Annotated in this window: 14 protein-coding genes and 1 riboswitch; of the genes, 4 read left to right on the top strand and 10 right to left on the bottom strand. The window is 32.4% G+C overall.

Features of this window, described 5'->3' with window-relative positions:
• Positions 1–130: 130 nt before the first annotated feature.
• Complete coding sequence (gene serC, locus RR643_RS00815) at positions 131–1225, top strand: 3-phosphoserine/phosphohydroxythreonine transaminase (RefSeq protein WP_332482034.1); 1095 nt, start codon at positions 131–133, stop codon at positions 1223–1225.
• Positions 1218–2387: a phosphoglycerate dehydrogenase gene (locus RR643_RS00810; RefSeq protein ID WP_332482033.1), complete on the top strand. Its 1170-nt coding sequence runs from the start codon at positions 1218–1220 to the stop codon at positions 2385–2387. Before serC ends, RR643_RS00810 begins: the two co-directional genes overlap by 8 nt.
• Before the next feature lie 15 nt (positions 2388–2402).
• Here RR643_RS00810 and RR643_RS00805 read toward each other — a convergent pair whose 3' ends face one another.
• Positions 2403–2807: a hypothetical protein gene (locus tag RR643_RS00805; RefSeq protein WP_332472312.1), complete on the bottom strand. Its 405-nt coding sequence runs from the start codon at positions 2805–2807 to the stop codon at positions 2403–2405.
• Positions 2808–2952: 145 nt separating this feature from the next.
• On the opposite strand from RR643_RS00805, the gene RR643_RS00800 reads away from it, so the two are divergent.
• Complete coding sequence (locus RR643_RS00800; protein ID WP_332482032.1) at positions 2953–3627, top strand: response regulator transcription factor; 675 nt, start codon at positions 2953–2955, stop codon at positions 3625–3627.
• On the top strand, positions 3624–4910 hold the full coding sequence (locus RR643_RS00795; protein ID WP_332472314.1) for a sensor histidine kinase: 1287 nt from the start codon (positions 3624–3626) through the stop codon (positions 4908–4910). Before RR643_RS00800 ends, RR643_RS00795 begins: the two co-directional genes overlap by 4 nt.
• 18 nt (positions 4911–4928) lie before the next feature.
• On the opposite strand, the gene mgtA is transcribed toward RR643_RS00795, so the two are convergent.
• The 9 genes from mgtA to RR643_RS00750 form a co-directional block, all read right to left on the bottom strand.
• Positions 4929–7598, bottom strand: a complete 2670-nt coding sequence (gene mgtA / locus RR643_RS00790; RefSeq protein WP_332482031.1) for a magnesium-translocating P-type ATPase — start codon at positions 7596–7598, stop codon at positions 4929–4931.
• A gap of 187 nt (positions 7599–7785) precedes the next feature.
• A riboswitch (M-box (ykoK) riboswitch) is annotated at positions 7786–7944 on the bottom strand.
• A gap of 67 nt (positions 7945–8011) precedes the next feature.
• The gene (phoU, locus tag RR643_RS00785) at positions 8012–8653 is read right to left on the bottom strand and encodes a phosphate signaling complex protein PhoU (RefSeq protein ID WP_332472316.1); all 642 of its coding nucleotides are present in this window, start codon (positions 8651–8653) and stop codon (positions 8012–8014) included.
• Complete coding sequence (gene pstB / locus RR643_RS00780; protein WP_332472317.1) at positions 8653–9408, bottom strand: phosphate ABC transporter ATP-binding protein PstB; 756 nt, start codon at positions 9406–9408, stop codon at positions 8653–8655. The genes phoU and pstB overlap by 1 nt, the downstream gene beginning before the upstream one ends.
• Before the next feature lie 12 nt (positions 9409–9420).
• Positions 9421–10623, bottom strand: coding sequence for a phosphate ABC transporter permease PstA (pstA, locus tag RR643_RS00775; RefSeq protein ID WP_332472318.1), 1203 nt, complete (start codon positions 10621–10623; stop codon positions 9421–9423).
• Positions 10623–11543 carry a phosphate ABC transporter permease subunit PstC gene (gene pstC / locus RR643_RS00770; RefSeq protein ID WP_332482030.1) on the bottom strand — a complete coding sequence of 307 codons (921 nt, stop codon included), beginning with the start codon at positions 11541–11543 and terminating at the stop codon, positions 10623–10625. The genes pstA and pstC overlap by 1 nt, the downstream gene beginning before the upstream one ends.
• Before the next feature lie 6 nt (positions 11544–11549).
• Positions 11550–12488, bottom strand: coding sequence for a substrate-binding domain-containing protein (locus RR643_RS00765; RefSeq protein WP_332482029.1), 939 nt, complete (start codon positions 12486–12488; stop codon positions 11550–11552).
• A gap of 97 nt (positions 12489–12585) precedes the next feature.
• The gene (locus RR643_RS00760; RefSeq protein WP_332482028.1) at positions 12586–14886 is read right to left on the bottom strand and encodes an HAD-IC family P-type ATPase; all 2301 of its coding nucleotides are present in this window, start codon (positions 14884–14886) and stop codon (positions 12586–12588) included.
• 45 nt (positions 14887–14931) lie between these two features.
• Complete coding sequence (locus RR643_RS00755; RefSeq protein WP_332472322.1) at positions 14932–16242, bottom strand: helix-turn-helix domain-containing protein; 1311 nt, start codon at positions 16240–16242, stop codon at positions 14932–14934.
• A gap of 130 nt (positions 16243–16372) precedes the next feature.
• Positions 16373–17776: a YfcC family protein gene (locus RR643_RS00750; RefSeq protein WP_332482027.1), complete on the bottom strand. Its 1404-nt coding sequence runs from the start codon at positions 17774–17776 to the stop codon at positions 16373–16375.
• Positions 17777–17868 lie beyond the last annotated feature (92 nt).

Genomic DNA, 17868 nt, shown 5'->3' with positions numbered 1-17868 from the left:
AAAATATTAAAATAATGAAATATTAAGTAATTCTTACCTTAATTAAATCATCATCGATAAGCTACTAAAAAGAAGAAGTACTTGTCCTTCTTCCTATTAATTGTATAATAGGTGAAAATGGAGGGTTATCATGAAAACAATTTATAATTTTTCTGCAGGTCCTGCTGTTCTACCAAAAGAAGTGTTAAAAGAAGCACAAATCGAGTTACAGAACTACTCAGATTCAGGCATGTCTGTTATGGAAATGTCACATCGCTCAAAGGTATTCGAAACTATACTAAATGAAGCAAAACAAGACTTGAGAGACATTGCAAATATACCTGATAATTATGAAATTCTATTTATTCAAGGTGGTGCATCTTTGCAATTTTCAATGGTACCTATGAATTTGATTAAAAACGGTAAAGCAGATTATTTGATTACTGGACAATTTTCAAAGAAAGCATATGAAGAAGCACAGTTATTTCTAGATGCAAAAATAATCGCTTCATCGAAAGATTCTAACTTCACGACAATTCCTAACGTCGAAAATCTAGAGATTCGTCCCGATGCTGATTATGTATACCTTTGTGAAAATAACACAATTTATGGTACAAAATTCAAAGACTTACCTAATACAAATGGTATACCACTAGTTGCAGATGTATCATCTTGTTTCTTATCAGAACCAATTGATGTATCAAAATATGGATTACTCTTTGCGGGTGCTCAAAAAAATATAGGACCTTCAGGTGTATGTGTCGTAATCATTAGAAAAGATTTGATTCAAGAAACAACATTTAATCCTACTCCTACTCTATTGAAGTATAAAACTTATGCTGATCATGATTCTATGTACAATACCCCACCTACCTTTACAATTTATATGTGTGGCAAAGTATTCAAATGGATAAAAAAACAAGGTGGTCTTGAAGTACTTCAGCAAAGAAATAGAGATAAAGCTAAGTTACTCTACGACGCTATTGAGGAAAGTACGCTATTTAAATGTCCTGTAGATGTAAACTATCGTTCAATCATGAATGTTCCATTTATAACAGGAAATGATGAACTTGATACACAGTTTATCAAAGAAGCTAAAGCAGTTGGTATCGAGAATATTAAAGGTCATCGTTCTGTAGGTGGTATGCGTGCAAGCATTTATAACGCTATGCCTATTGATGGTATACAAGCGCTTATAAACTTGATGAAAGACTTTGAAGAAAGAAAAGGTCATCCGTATGATTAAAATCCATTGCCTTAATCCAATTTCACCAAAAGGACTAGATGAGCTAACAGATTCTTATGTAATTACTGATACTGTTGATGAAGCTCAAGGTATACTTGTGCGTAGTGCTCCTATGTTGGATTTAACATTTTCAAAAGAACTTAATTGTATTGCAAGAGCAGGTGCTGGAGTCAACAATATTCCTCTTGATGTTTGTAGTGAACAAGGTATTGTAGTTTTCAATACACCTGGTGCAAATGCCAACGGTGTAAAGGAATTAGTTATCGCCAGTATGTTATTAGCATGCCGTGATTTAGTCGGTGGTATTGAATGGTGCCGAAATAACGCACAAGATGCAAACATTACAAAAACTACAGAGAAAGAAAAAAAGAATTTCGCTGGTACTGAAATTCAAGGAAAAACGTTAGGAGTTATTGGTCTTGGAGCAATTGGTGCAAAAGTTGCGAATGTAGCTATCTCATTAGGCATGAAAGTAATCGGTTATGATCCCTTCATATCAATTCATGCGGCATGGAGTTTATCATCCAAAGTTGAACATGCAACTGATATTAATGCTCTATTAGAAAAATCAGATTTCATTACGCTACATTTACCACTAACAAGTGATTCGAAGGGTATGATTAACTCTTCAATTATAAGTAAAATGAAAGTAGGAACAGTATTGCTTAATTTCTCAAGAGATACCTTAGTCAATGAAGAGGATTTACATGCTGCAATTGAAAGTGGTATCGTTAGAAAATACATTACTGACTTTCCAAATCCGACAATCATGAAAATGAAAAATACTATTGTGATTCCTCACCTTGGTGCTTCAACCGAAGAATCAGAAGATAATTGTGCTCATATGGCTGTTTTAGAAATGATGGACTATATCGAAAACGGAAATATTAAAAATTCAGTAAACTATCCAAGCTGTGATATGGGAATTTGTTCTGTAACAAGCCGTCTTGCGATTTTGCATAAAAACATTCCCAACATGATTGGCCAAATCACTCAAACACTTGCAAAATACAGTCTGAATATATCCAACTTGATGAACAATTCAAAAGGTCAATTTGCATATACATTAATTGACTTAGAAAACGAAATAAACGAAACTTTAATACAAGAATTGAATTCAATAGAGGGTATTTCAAAAGTTCGAGCATTAAAAAAAATGTAGTTTACCTACATTTTTTTATGACTTTCTTTCAAATTTAGTTTTGCATGTTGGGCATATCAATTCAATTTTACCTTTGCCTCTAGGTACACGTACAATTTGTTTACAGTTTGGACACAAGAAATAAGCATGTTCACGATCTTTCATTTGTTTTTGAAGACAAACAAAATATCGACGAATTCCTTTTGTAAGTTTTAAGAACGTTGCATTTTCCTTTTGCCTTGCCATCCAATTCTTAGAAAACATACGAAAAATAACCACAATTACCATCAATTGAGAAACAATAGACAAATAGAAATCCTTAACAAAGAAGATATCAATTATGTATATCCCAATAGAAGTATACAAAATGAAATTGTTAAGACTATCTACTCCATATCGTCCTTGCATAAATCGAAGTAAAGCATATTTAATTTTATTCATTTTTTATCACCGATTCCAATTATATCATCTTTCTTAGAAAATAACATATTTATACAAAGATGATAAATTGTTAATTTTGTGTTAAATAAAGGATGAGTGATTGAAGTTAGCGCATAAAACACGTAAACTATGGGTAGGTGATGATATGATATACTGCGTAGAAGATGAACAAAATATTCAAGAACTGATTGTCTATACTCTCAATAACACTGGTTTTCAAGCCAGAGGTTTTAGTGATGCGAAATCATTTTATCCAGCTATTGCTGATGAAAAACCAGAATTAATACTATTAGATATTATGCTTCCTGGGGAAAGTGGATTATCAATTTTAAAACAATTGAAAACTTCAATTACTACGAAGAATATACCCGTTATTTTGTTGACGGCAAAAAATAGTGAATATGATAAGGTACAAGGCCTTGATCTTGGTGCCGATGATTATATCACAAAACCGTTTGGTATCATGGAACTTGTCGCAAGAGTGAAAGCAGTTCTTCGTAGAACTGATAAACCAACTCCTTCAAAAACAATTTCCTTTAAGGATTTAACAATCGATACACAACGTCATTTTGTCTTGTTACAAGATAAACGAATCATTTTAACTTTAAAAGAATTTGAATTATTAAAACTTTTGATGGAAAATCAAGGTATTGTTTTAACACGTGATCAATTACTTGAACAAATTTGGGGTTATGATTATTATGGTGAAACACGAACTGTTGATGTTCATATTCGTACATTACGTTCTAAACTCGAACATGCCAGTGATTACATCGAAACAATTCGTGGTGTTGGTTATAAGATGGTGGATAAAGAATGAAAAAAAAGATTTTTCAAAGTATCGCATTAACTTCAATCGTACTTGTTGCGATTTCTTATTTTTTGTGTACTTTCATAATCTATACTGATTTAGAAAAAACAACAAAACAAACTCTAATTAATGAAACAAATTCATTAGCGCAACTCTATAACAAAAATCCAGATGACTTCTTGCAAACTAAATTTTATTCCGAATCAAGAATCACCCTCATTCAGGCAGATGGTAAAGTTTTACTTGATTCTAGATACAATTTAAATAGTTTGAGTAATCATTCAACGCGCCCTGAGTTTATTGAAGCCGTTAAAAAAGGACAAGCGGCATCAACACGTTATTCCGATACATTGAATGAATCAACTTATTATTATGCATTGAAATTAGATAATGGAAATATACTTCGTTTGAGTACCACATCGAATACGCTTATTAGTACATTGGGTTCCTCATTCATGCCCATACTATTGATCTTCGCATCAGTAATTGTAATAAGTTTAATTATTGCGCGTATATTAACACAAAAAATAGTTGACCCTATTAATCATTTGAATTTGGATATACCCCTTTCAAACAAAACATATCCTGAACTTCAACCACTTTTAGAAAATATGAGCTACCACAATAAAATACGTAAAGAATTTAGTGCCAATGTATCTCATGAATTAAAAACACCCTTAACTAGTATTTCTGGATACGCTGAAATCATGGCAAATAACTTACAAGGTGATAACACTCAAGAATTCTCTAGAAAGATTGTGGATGAATCTAAACAATTATTACGTATAATTGAGGATATCATTAAATTATCTAAACTAGATGAAGGTAATGTACAGCTTGATTATGAAACTATTGATTATCAAGAAGTGATTCAAAATGTATTACGTAATCTTGAAAACTATGCTGGAAATGCAAATGTTGCATTAATTGATGAAACACTTCCAGTAAAAGGTTTAGCAGTAAGACAAATTATCTACGAAATCATGTATAACCTCATTCAAAATGCAATTAAGTATAATTATGAAAATGGACATGTTTGGGTTAGTCTTAGGGATCGTACTTCTTACATTGAAATCATTGTAAAAGATGATGGCATAGGAATCCATGACAAGGATAAAGAACGTGTATTCGAGCGATTTTACCGCAGCGATAAATCACATAGTAAACAAATCGAAGGAACTGGTCTTGGATTAGCCATCGTAAAACATGGTGTTGATTTTCACAACGGTACAATTGAGGTCTTCGATTATCTCAATCATGGTACAAAATTTGTAATAAAAATAAACAAGTAGGTCAATGACCTGCTTGTTTTATAATAACCTGCTAAATTTTTTGATATATATTATTTTTACAAATGATGTGAGAAGATTATATAAAATGATAATACCAACAAGAATGATGAAATAGAACCCAGGTAAACTCATCATATCCAACGTTGTACCTATCATTGTAAACGGAATAAGTGTTCCAACAATTATTCCAAATGTAGTACCCAAGATTAATTTCCACGAAGCTACGCTTTGAATAAAAGGTATTTTTTGAGTTCTTAGCATATGAATGATAAAAGTTTGTGTCCATAAACTTTCGATGAACCAGCCCGTTTGAAACAAACTAATAAACAATACTTTCATTTCCGGAGTTAGTGAATTGAAATTCCCTCCAAAAACAAACGGACATACTCCAAAGAATAAAATCAAATAAGTTAAAAGATCAAAGATTGAACTTGTCGGTCCAAAATAAACCATAAATCTAGATATACTATTTGCATCCCATTGTCTAGGTTCTTTTAGATAATCTTCATCTACATTATCCCAAGGTATTGCAGTACACGAAATATCATATATCAAATTTAAGATTAAAATTTGTAAAGGCATCATAGGTAGAAATGGTAACAAAATACTAGCTGCCAACACTGAAAACATATTTCCAAAATTAGAACTAGCAGTAATCTTAATATACTTCAATATATTTGTGAATGTCTTACGACCTTCTACTAATCCTTGTTCCAATACCATTAAATCTTTCTCTAGTAGAATAATTGATGCACTCTCTTTTGCAATATCTACAGCAGAATCAACAGAGATACCCACATCTGCTGCTTTCATCGCTGATGCATCATTGATTCCATCACCCATAAAACCAACTGTATGACCATTGTGATGAAGCATTTTAACAATTCTTGTTTTTTGTGATGGAGATAGTTTAGCAAATACATCGACTACTTCTACGGCTCTACTTAATTCCTCATCATTCATTGATTCAACAACTTCGCCTAGCATGAAGTTTTTAACATTCAATCCTACTTCGCTGCAAATGTATTTTGTTACTGCGTCATTATCGCCCGTTAAAACTTTTACACTTACACCATATTCTTTTAAAACAGAAAGCGCTTCTCTTGTACTACCTTTTGGAGGGTCAAAGAAGGCAAGAAATCCCAATAGAACCATCTCTTTCTCATCCTCTACCGAGATTGTTGTGGATGATAAATCTAATTTCTTATGAGCTATACCCAAGACTCTAAATCCTTTTTCATTATATTGATAACAACGATCAAGTATTTCAGTTCGAAGCGTATTGTCCAAAGGTTCAATTGTGTCATGATATTCTGCATAGCTACAAATAGACAACATTTCTTCAATAGCCCCTTTTGTTATTAGTTGATAATTTTCTGTATTTATATTCTCAACCACAACACTCATACGACGTCGATTAAAGTCAAATGGAATTTCATCTATCTTACGATAGTTATCAAATAAATCTTTCTTCTCGAGTGCATCCACATGCGCAATGATTGCATTGTCCATCAAGTTTCTCAATCCTGTTTGATAATAACTATTAAGAAATCCATGTCTTAAAATACGATCATCTTCATCACCATGGATATTTAAATAATATTTAAGTGTAACTTTATCCTGTGTAATTGTACCTGTTTTATCTGTACACAATACATCCATTGCACCAAAATTTTGAATGGCATTTAATTTCTTAACAATTACTTTTTTCTTTGACATTTCCATCGCACCTTTTGCAAGGTTAACAGACACAATCATGGGTAACATCTCTGGTGTTAATCCTACTGCAATTGAAATTGCGAATAAGAAAGCTTCTAACCAATTTCCTTTTGTAAACCCATTCATCAAAAAAACAATTGGTGCCATGATCAACATGAATCGTACAAAAACCATGGATACAGAGTTAATTCCTTTTTCAAAGTTTGTTACTGTGTCCTTTTCTTGTAAAGATTTTGCGATATGACCAAACATTGTTTCATTACCTACAGCAAGCACAACTCCTGTAGCTGAACCAGATACGACATTACATCCCATAAACACAAGATTATTTGATTGAAGAATTGGTGTTGTATCATCAAGGATAGCTTCACTAAATTTTTCTAATGGTTCACTTTCACCAGTAAGTGATGATTGGGTAACAAAGAAATCTTTTGTTTGAATTAGTCTTACATCTGCAGGAATAATATCACCTGCAGATAAATAGAGAATATCACCTACAACTAATTCATCCATTGGAATTTCAATTCGCTTAGAAATTTCGTTATCTAATTTTCTTTGTACATCAACAGTTGTTTCTACCATTTCAGTGAGTTGTTCAACTGCTTTTGAACTTTTTAACTCTTGAGTAATTCCTAAAATACTGCTTAAGCTAACCATCAAGACAATAATTGTTACTGCTGCATAATCTTGTGTTATTAAAGAAATAACCGCAAGAGTTAATAATACAAGTGAAAAAGGATTTTTGATTGTATCAAAAACTAATTTAATCATGGATTCTTTTTTCTTTTGTATTAAAACATTTTCTCCAAAATGTTCACGTTGTTTCTTAACTTCATTTTCTGTATAACCATTAAGATTGTTACCAACTTCTCTTAATACTTCATTTACAGATAATTGAATCATTTTTTTCATTTTTTCTTCAACAACAATTGATTGTTGCATGAAAAAACTTACTATTCTCTTTACCATAATAGATCCTCCTCTTTTAGAGGCATCCTTACAATAAATCTTAATTCATAGAAATACGAAATGAGCTGTATAAGCTATTCAATTTATTATAATTCAGCCATATGTCTTCAATACACGGATGACCACTACTCATACAACTCACCTCCTTCAATATAAAAGTCCTCATCAGTTAGACAAGGACTTAAAAAAACGTTCTATATCATTCAAGCTTTAACTTCTTAGGGCAATGTTATTACATTATTCTATGCCTTGACGCGACATAGACTGTTGACCAACTCATTGTGTCTCCACAATTTCGCGGCAGCAATCCGTATCCCTAAGGTAGCCTCACCTACTGATTCTATCTTCTTTATAACTCTTTTACTTAATTAAGTCAAGTAATTGGATTTTAAAAAGATACCCTTACAGGTATCTTAGTTAAATTCAATATGTTGTCCTTTTACTTCAAATATAGTATGTTCACAAATATTTTTAGTGTGCTCACCTGCACGCTTTAAATTGCGTAACATACCTAATACTGGGATAATATCATCCGATACTTCTTGCTTCTTAATCTTAGCTTGTAAGTACTTAACAATCTCATCATAAATGCGATCAATTTGAAGATCTTCTTCAGGAATACTCATTGCCCAAACTGCATCAGATTTATTATAGCTGTCCATTGCATGGTCAATCATCGTGAGGAATGCGTCACCTAAATCTTTTGCCTTAAGTGCTAATTCAGGATCTAGTTTTCCATTACGCACTACAAATCCTGCAATGCTTTTTGCATAATCTCCAATACGTTCCAAATCCGAAGCAATCTTAATTGCGCTTATTACTTTACGTAAATCACTTGCAACTGGTGATAATAAACACAATGCTTCAATGGCTAAATCATTGATTTCTTCTTCTGCACTGTTTACAAAACTGTCCATTTCAATTACTTTAAGGGCAGTTTCAGTATTTCCTGTTTCAATTATTTCAAGTGATAAAGCATACATGTCTTCAACACGTTTTGCCATTTTCATTACACATTCTTTAATTAAAGTACATTTTTCATCAAGTTTTGTCATTATCCGAATCTCCCTGTAATATAATCTTCTGTTCTTTTATCTTGTGGTGTACTAAATACCAGTTTCGTATTATCAAATTCTACTACTTCTCCCAATAAGAAGAAAGCAGTGTAATCACTAATACGTGAAGCTTGTTGCATACTATGAGTAACAATAATAATAGTATAGTCTTTTTTTAATTCTTCAATCAACTCTTCTATCTTCGCAGTCGCAATTGGATCTAATGCTGAAGTTGGTTCATCCATAAGTATTACTTCAGGTTCCATTGCGATACAACGTGCTATACATAAACGTTGTTGTTGACCACCTGATAAACCAAGAGCTGATTCGTGCAAACGATCTTTTACTTCTTCATAAAGAGCTGCTTGTTTAAGAGCTTTTGTAACAATTTCTTCTAATTCTTTTTTATCTTTAAGACCTTGGCAACGTGGACCATATGCCACATTATCATAGATACTCATTGGAAATGGGTTTGGTTTTTGAAATACCATTCCCACTTTCGTTCTTAAGTCGACAATATCTGTTTTCGATGAATATATATTTTCTCCATCTTTTTCAATTGTTCCTACAATTTTGCAACCTTCAATTAAGTCATTCATACGATTTAAACAGCGTAAGAAAGTTGACTTACCACAACCAGAAGGACCAATGAATGCTGTAACTTTATTTCTATATAAGTCCATATTGATTTTCTTTAGTGCTTGTTTATCACCATAGAATAAATCTAAATCTTTTACTTTAAAACTTGTTTCCATAAGTTTACCTTTCTACGCAAATTTCTTCGTGAATTTCTTTGCGATTGCTTTTACCACAAAGTTTAATATTAATACAATAACTAAAATTATGATTGAAATAGCACTAGCTAATTCAAAGTTAGGTTGTTCACCTGACATAAATGACCAAATCATAAGTGACAGTGAAGTTCCTTGAGATAGTAATGATGGAGAATCATTAATGAATGTTCCCATTGTGTATATTAACGCTGCAGACTCACCGATGACCCTACCTATTGATAATAATACACCTGTTAATATTCCATTAACAGCACAAGGTAAAACTACCTTGAAAATGGTTTGTGATTTAGTTGCACCTAGCGATAAACTTCCATCTCTTAAACTTTGAGGTACAACAATGAGTGCTTCTTCTGTCGATTTCATGATGGTTGGAAGTAAGATAATCGACATGGTTAATCCTCCAAGGAGAATACTTGTAGTTGTAGCACCAAATAATTGAGTAACTGGGAATAATACAGTAACACCCATTAATCCATATACAATACTTGGCACACCAGTAAGTGTTTCAATCCCTTGACGAATCATTTTATTAAATTTTGATTTTGATGCATATTCATGTAAATAGATAGCACTACATACTCCAATTGGTAATGCAATTACCAATGAGATTACAATTAAATATAAGGTTGTGATTAAACTACTACGTATACCTCCACCCGTAGTTTTATAATAAATACTTGTGATTTCTTCAGCAGTATCTATATTTTGAATTACTGTTTGAGCATCCTGTGACATGATTTTCCCAGTAAACGTTGGAATACCTTCACTTGTAATGATGTCAATTTTTTGTATCGTATATCCATTTTCCAATACAATTTCTTTATTATTATCACCAGCTGATGAGCTGATCATCGTTTTTAAAGGTGAGTCTGGATGAATATATGTTACTTCAATTACTTTTTCTTTTTGGGAATTTACATCATCTTTTAACGCGATTCCCCATCTATTAGAATATATTCCTTCTACTTCTTCAGTGATATTGTAATCACCACCTATTGAATCAACAGTACCCAATAAATTTTGACTCCAATAATTATTAACTAGTAAATTCCAGTTTAAAGTTGAGAAACCTTTTGAAAATAGAAATAATAATACTGCGCCTAATACGAATACACTAATACCACTTGCGAAATAAGTAATTGTATTTAATATTTTATCTTTTAATTTTGTACTCATTACATATTACCTACTTTCCTTTTCACAAGATTGAGAATGTAGTTACTTATAAAGATAACAACCATCAAGACTAATCCAACTGAGAAACGAATATCATAATCAAGACCAGATGTTTCCTTTAATCCTGCAAGCATTGTTGTAGTAAGGGTACGTGTAATATCAAATGGATTAAATGTAGGTCCAAATAATTTATTACCTGCCACCATCGCAACAGCTGTTGCTTCACCAAAAGCACGTCCAATACCAAGTATTGCACCTGCAAAGATTCCAGATTTAGCAGCGATCAATACAATCTTAAAATTGGTTTGAGTTTTTGTTGCCCCTAATGCAAGTGATGCTTGTTCTAAATCTTTATCAACTGCTTGAATTGCTGAAATGGATAGTGATGTAATTGTTGGGAAAATCATGATTGCCAATAGTATTACAACCGCTAATAAACTTGAACCTCCGGCTGTAGAAACACCAAACAATAACGCTAAATCCTTTACAATCCCTGTAATCACACCCCCTGCAAAAACCCCATAAACAATACTTGGAATACTTGCCAGTAATTCTACAATTGTTTGCATAATGGAACTAATTTTCTTTGGTGCAATTTTCACAATAAATAAAGCAGTCAATACTGAAATTGGGAACGAAATGATTAGAGCTGCAAAAGCACTAATAAATGTATTAATAACAATAAACCCAACCCCGTATATTCCTTTATCTTGTCGATAAGTTAATCCAAATAGAAAATCAAATAAATTAACTTGACCATATTCATATCCACTTAAAAATGGCGAAATTCCCTTTGTGAAAACAAAGAGAACTAGTAATACTATGAAGCTACTTGCTAGAATAGCCATCGCCATAAAGAAGTATTTATAAATCGTATCAATCGTTTTATTTTTTTTGATATACTTCTTATTTACTTGCATAACAACCTACTTAACGTCAGTGAATGATGTTACTGTTCCTGAGAAAATATCGAATAAGTTTTGTTTTGTTACGTTAGTTAATTCATTTGTTTTATTAACTACTGCAACTACTGCATCGATACAATAAACGCCTGTAGCCATTGCTGTTGTAATGTCTTCTTCAGTTTTGAAGTTTCTTGATGCAAATCCGATATCTGCAGCATTAGCTCCATCTTTTTCTTCGCCTAATACACGTTTGTAACCATCACCTGAACCTGTTTGATTCATTGAGATTTGGAAGTTACCAGCCATTGGTTGGAATGCTTCTAAAGCTGCTTGTAATGTTTTACTAACTGAAGTTGATCCTGCAGTTACGACTGTAATTGCTGAATTATCTTGAGTAACGATTGGGTGATTTTTAGCTAATTCAGCCCAAGGTGTTCCTTTTGTTATATCTACAATACCATGAGCACTTTCAACGATTGCCATACCTTCTGTTGAGTTTTGTAAGAAATCGATAAATGCGGCAACTAATTGTTCTTTTTCATCTGATCCAAAGTCACCAGCTGAACGTGTAACAAATGCGAATGGACGTTGCATTGTATATGTACCATCTAATACTGTTTCTACTGTTGGTACTACACCTTCAAATGATAATGCCTTAATGTTGTTTGCTTCAAAGTCAGTTGATAATGAAACATATCCGATACCTGCTGTATCATTTCCTACTTTTGTAGCCATATCGCCATTTGAACTAACTTCAATTGCATTTTGAGTTAATTCTTCAAGTCCGATAGCACCTTCAAATGCTTCTCTTGTTCCACTACTTCCATCACGAGTGTAAACATTTACTGTTGCAGTTGAAGCACCTGGAGTTGCTTCTCCCCCATTTTCATTATTTGTTGGAGTTGATGAGCATCCTGCAATCAATAACCCCGCTAGTAATAAACTTAATAATTTTTTCATAAATTTCCTCCCATACCATCTCGGTACATGTATAGAATAGAAAATAATTATTAAGTTTGTATGCAAATATTGTTAAATCTATGTAAAATCGCTCGAATTAGTATCCGAGCGACTTGATTATTGATTCAAATATTACTTTAAATCCTTTTACTAACCCTATTGAGATAATAGAATAGATAAATATTGTAATGATTATTTCAGGTGTTAAGGATGTTAATCCTAAGAAATTTGCACCAAATACAAATGCAAATGCGAGTAATATTTGCATTGATACAATCACAACAAGGCGATACTTAGTCAATGGTGAATAAACCATATAGAGAGTAAAAGTATAGATGATGCCTGTTTGTATCGCATTAAATGTAGACACCATATTTGCTGGTATATTGAAAAATGAATGAAGTATCATTCCTAATAATATCCCAAAGACGATAGCCATTGCAGATGGTATTGCATTTCTGAACGCAACTCTAAGAAACTTTCCATCAACTCGTTGAAAATTAGGTTCAAATTGTAATAAGAATGTTGGCACCCCAATTGAGAAGATACCAATGACTGTTAATTGAATGGGTTGGAATGGATATGCTTGCGATAATAATACTGTTAATATAGATAACACAACTGAGAAAGCAGTTTTGATTAAAAACATCGATGATGCACTACGTATATTATTAATTACTCGTCTTCCCTCATTTACCACAGAAGGTAAACTACTAAAATCAGAATCAAGTAACACAATATTAGAAGCATTTTTTGCTGCATCACTACCTGATGCCATTGCAATGGAAGCATTTGCCTTTTTTAAAGCTGGTACATCATTAACACCATCACCCGTCATCGCAACAACATGTCCTGCTTTTTGTAGTGATTCCACAAACAGTTTCTTTTGATAGGGTGTAACCCTTCCAAAAATAGTTCTCTCTAATATAAGTTTTGATAATTCTTCATCTGTATATTGTGATGCATCCACATAATTATCTGTATCCTTAACACCAACACTTTTGGCAATATTTGAAACAGTTGCCGGATCATCCCCTGATATGATTTTACATGTTACATCTTGTTTATAGAAATATTCAATTGTAGCTTTAGCTGTTGGTCGTATTTGATCTCTTATCAGCATATAAGCTAATGGTATTGCATCACTAATTTGGTTATTTATAATTCCTTTTTCTGATTTACCTAAGAAAATAACACGGAATCCCTGACTTGCATATTTCTGAGCTATTTCAATAATTTCATTTTGTTGTGGAAACAAGAATTGTGCTGCGCCTAAACAATATGTACCTTCTTTTTCAAATGTAATTGCGCTATACTTACGATCACTTGAAAAATCCAACTTATCCACACATGTATAATTATTAAAGGTTTTATAGGAAGCACTTAAAGCTAATGATGTCGCATTCCCATCCGGAAAAATCGAACAATAATTACCCATAATTTCATCAAGATTAATGTCTTCTATTTTAAATGATTCAATGACTTTCATTTTACCTTCGGTTAAAGTACCTGTTTTATCTAAACACAATGTATCTACACGCGCTAGAGTTTCAACGCAATATAAATCCTGTACTAATGTTTTCTTTTGAGCTAGACGTATTACACTAATTGCCAATGCAACACTTGTAAGAAATACAAGTCCTTCAGGTATCATACCAATTAATGCTGCAACTGTTTTAACTACTGCTTCTTTTAGAGTAAAATGCAACATGAAATATTGATTCGCAAACAATAATGAACCTAAAGGAATAATAATTATACTAATAATTTTAAGTATCGAATCAATGCTTTTCTTCAAATCAGATGTAATTCCTTTAAATTTTTTTGCTTCTTGAATGATTTTTGAAGAATAATTATCTTTACCTACATGAATAATTTGGCATGTTGCTTCACCTGAAGTTACAACACTCCCACTAAATAATTCTTGATTAATCGTTTTTAATTGTGGAACACTTTCACCTGTTAAAAGTGATTCATTCACTTCCAGTTTGCCATCTAAAATCATTGCATCACTTGGTACCTGCATCCCTGCTTTGATAATTACTACATCATCTAAAACGAGTTGATCAATTGGTAATATGATACGTTCCTCATCACGTAGTACTTCTATTTTATTCATAGTGATAATCGCAAGTCGATCTAAAACTCGCTTAGAACGAATTTCTTGAAATATACCTACACATGTATTCGCGATGATTGTCAAAAAAAACAACCCATTGCGATAGGACTTAACCATTACAATGAGCACAAATAAAATAACATTCATTAAATTAAAGAATGTGAATACATTGGATTTGAAAATATCTTTGTAAGATCGAGTAATTTTAACTTCTAAAGCGTTGATCTTACCTTCTTGAATTCGTTGTTGAACTTCATCTTTTGTTAATCCTTTAAGCATGATTACACCTCAAAGAAATTATATCATAGACATTAAAATCAATATCTAAAGATTCTCTAAATGTATTGGTTTTTCCTTCTTTGTTGATACAATTTCACCATTATTCTTTTGTAAATTCACTGTTTTTCTAAATGCTCCAGGTGTCATTTTTCTTATATTTGTGAATGTTCTTGTAAATGTTTTTGTCGTATTATAGCCTACTTCAATTGCAATATCAGTAATTGCTAATTCTGTTGTAATCAGTAACTCACTTGCACGAGAGACACGCAACCAATCAACATATTCATCAAATGTTTTTTCTACTTGGAAGACCATGATATGATTTAATTCCATCATTGTAATACCAAATTTTCTTGAAACCATAGAACCACTAATCTTATCATTCAGATAATGTTCATTGATGAAGTTTAACACTTTATAAATTACTTCATTCTCTTTTTTCTTCAATACTTCTTCATCACTTTGATAATTCTTACGATATTCATTTGGAGTGCATCCAACTTTAGTAGTAAATGCCTTTATGAAATGTGATGCATCTGTAAATCCAACAAGTTGTGCAATGATATTTAAACTTAAATCTGAATAAAGTAACAAATCAAATGATTTAGAAATACGTATTTCATTTAACATTTCAGTAAACGAATACCCGATATTTTCCTGTAAATACTTCGCAATCGTTGATTCACTAATATAGAATATTTTAGAAAGTTTATCCAAAGTAATTTTAGATTGTAAATGTGTGTTAATATACCGCAGGATTTGATTCGTAATTTCAAGTTCATTATTTTCAACTTCTTTTATTTGCTTTGATTTTTGACAAAAACGATTAAACAAAACGAGTATTCCCACAATCATACTTGTCACATAAGCATCTGATAACTCTGGGAGTTTAGCATAATCAGGATTTAAACTATCATCTCCAAGTTCAACTTGGAGGTGTGTAATAAAAGTTTGAATTCTTTCAGCCATATCATCATTGCAATACAATACTGGATTCTCTTTAATCGTTTCATGTAAATTAATAACGATGTTTTTTGGATTATAAATAGTTCTTAAATACCCATTAATAAAGTCTGAATTATAAACTACTTTTTGAAAAGTCAGTGGTTCCTTAACATCTTTAATCACTGTGATGTCCCACGGCATGATTGAAACTAACGTATTTGGTATGATTTCATAATCAATCCCATTGAGTGAAAAAGTGCAAACACCCTCTAGAAAATATAAAAACCTCGCCGCGCTATGTATCAGTGGTGAGGTTTGATTATCAACGAATTCAACATCAAAAGAGCAAACTTGTCGTCGGTCAAGTGCTGATGCAAATTTATCTTGTATTGTTGTTATGTCGTTAGTCATTTCATTAAATTCCTTACTGTTTTATTATAGCACCTTTTATTAGAGATAAAAGTGTTATCATTTATATTTTTTTAAACGTTACAAAAGACCTTGCATCAATTGAGCAAGGTCTTGCATAAATCTAATGTTCTTATAGAATCATCATTGCGACAGTAAGAATGACGCAAGATACAAGAGCTAATACTATGATAAGTTTTCCAGCCCATTTCAACCAAGTTGAATATTCAACCTTAGCAATAGCTAGTCCACCCATAACAACACCAGATGTAGGAGTAAATAAGTTAACGATTCCACTTGCAGCAGAGAAAATCATAACCATAACAGCTGGATTATAACCTAGATTTGCAGTTAATGGACCCATAATAGGCATTGTAACTGTAGCACATCCACTAGTTGATGGGATTAAGAATGATAATCCGATATAGATAACATAAGCTAATGGAGCGAAGATTGTAGCACTTAAACCATTCAATGCATTTGCAGCAGCATTCAATAAGTATAAGTCTAATCCTGTTTGAGTCATTAATACAGAAGCTCCACGAGCTACTGCGATAATTAATACTACAGATACGATATCAGCAGCACCACTTATAAATGAATCAACAATCACTTTTTCGTGTAATCCACCAACAATACCAACAATAATTGTAGCTAAGAAGAACCACATTGCAAGTTCTCCAAACCACCATCCACCTAGAGGAACTCCATTTAAGAATGCGCTCCATCCAAATACAGATTCAGCAGCAGCCTCGCCAATTAAGTCACTCCAAGGCATTACAGAAATAATCATAACGATGAAGATAAAAGCGAATAATACTAATACGAATTTTTGTTTTCCAGTAAAAGTAATTTTTTCATGATCGCCTTGTGAATAATGTTCATTCATTGCAGCTTTTTCAGAAGTTGATAAGATTGAACCTTTTTCATTTTTAACTTTCTTTGCATAACTCATAACGAACCAAATTGCAATCGCTAAGTTTACAACTAATAATAACAAACCTAATCCGTTGACAACAGCTTGGTCAACAGGATAACCTAAACTAACAATAGCATCAGATGCAATACCAGTAGCAAATGGGTTTACAGTAGACCCTAAGCAACCAATACCAGCACCTAACATAATTGTTGCAGCTGCAACAATTGTGTCAAATCCAGCAGCAACCATTGTTGCACAAATCAATGCATAGAAAGCAACTGTTTCTTCACACATACCGTATGTTGATCCACCAATAGCGAATACAATCATAAGGATTGGAATAAGGTATAGTTCCTTACCATTTAGTTTTTTAACTAACGTTTTAATTCCTGAATCAAGAGCCCCAGTTTTAGTAACTACCCCTAGGAATCCTCCTAAAACTAATACGAATACACAAACATCAAGCGCGTTAACGAATCCATTATACGGAGCCATTACGATTGTCGCTAATGTTGCTTTTTCAACTCCAGGTACAAACCATGTAATTGCAGCTAATGCAATGATGATAAGTAATAAGATTGAATAAGCGGAAAGCGACCTTTTTTTCTTCTCAGTCATTTTATCCTCCTTGTTTATACAGACTATTTCTTAATAATAGTTCCTGTCTCCCCTTTTAAAGCATATTTTGCTTTTTCTAATGATGTAATGAG

Origin of the sequence: Anaerorhabdus sp. (assembly GCF_036637135.1) — a bacterium.
Lineage (GTDB): Bacteria > Bacillota_I > Bacilli_A > Erysipelotrichales > Erysipelotrichaceae > Anaerorhabdus.
The sequence above is the reverse complement of the archived record's forward strand: the minus strand, read 5'-3'. Positions and strand labels throughout refer to the sequence as shown.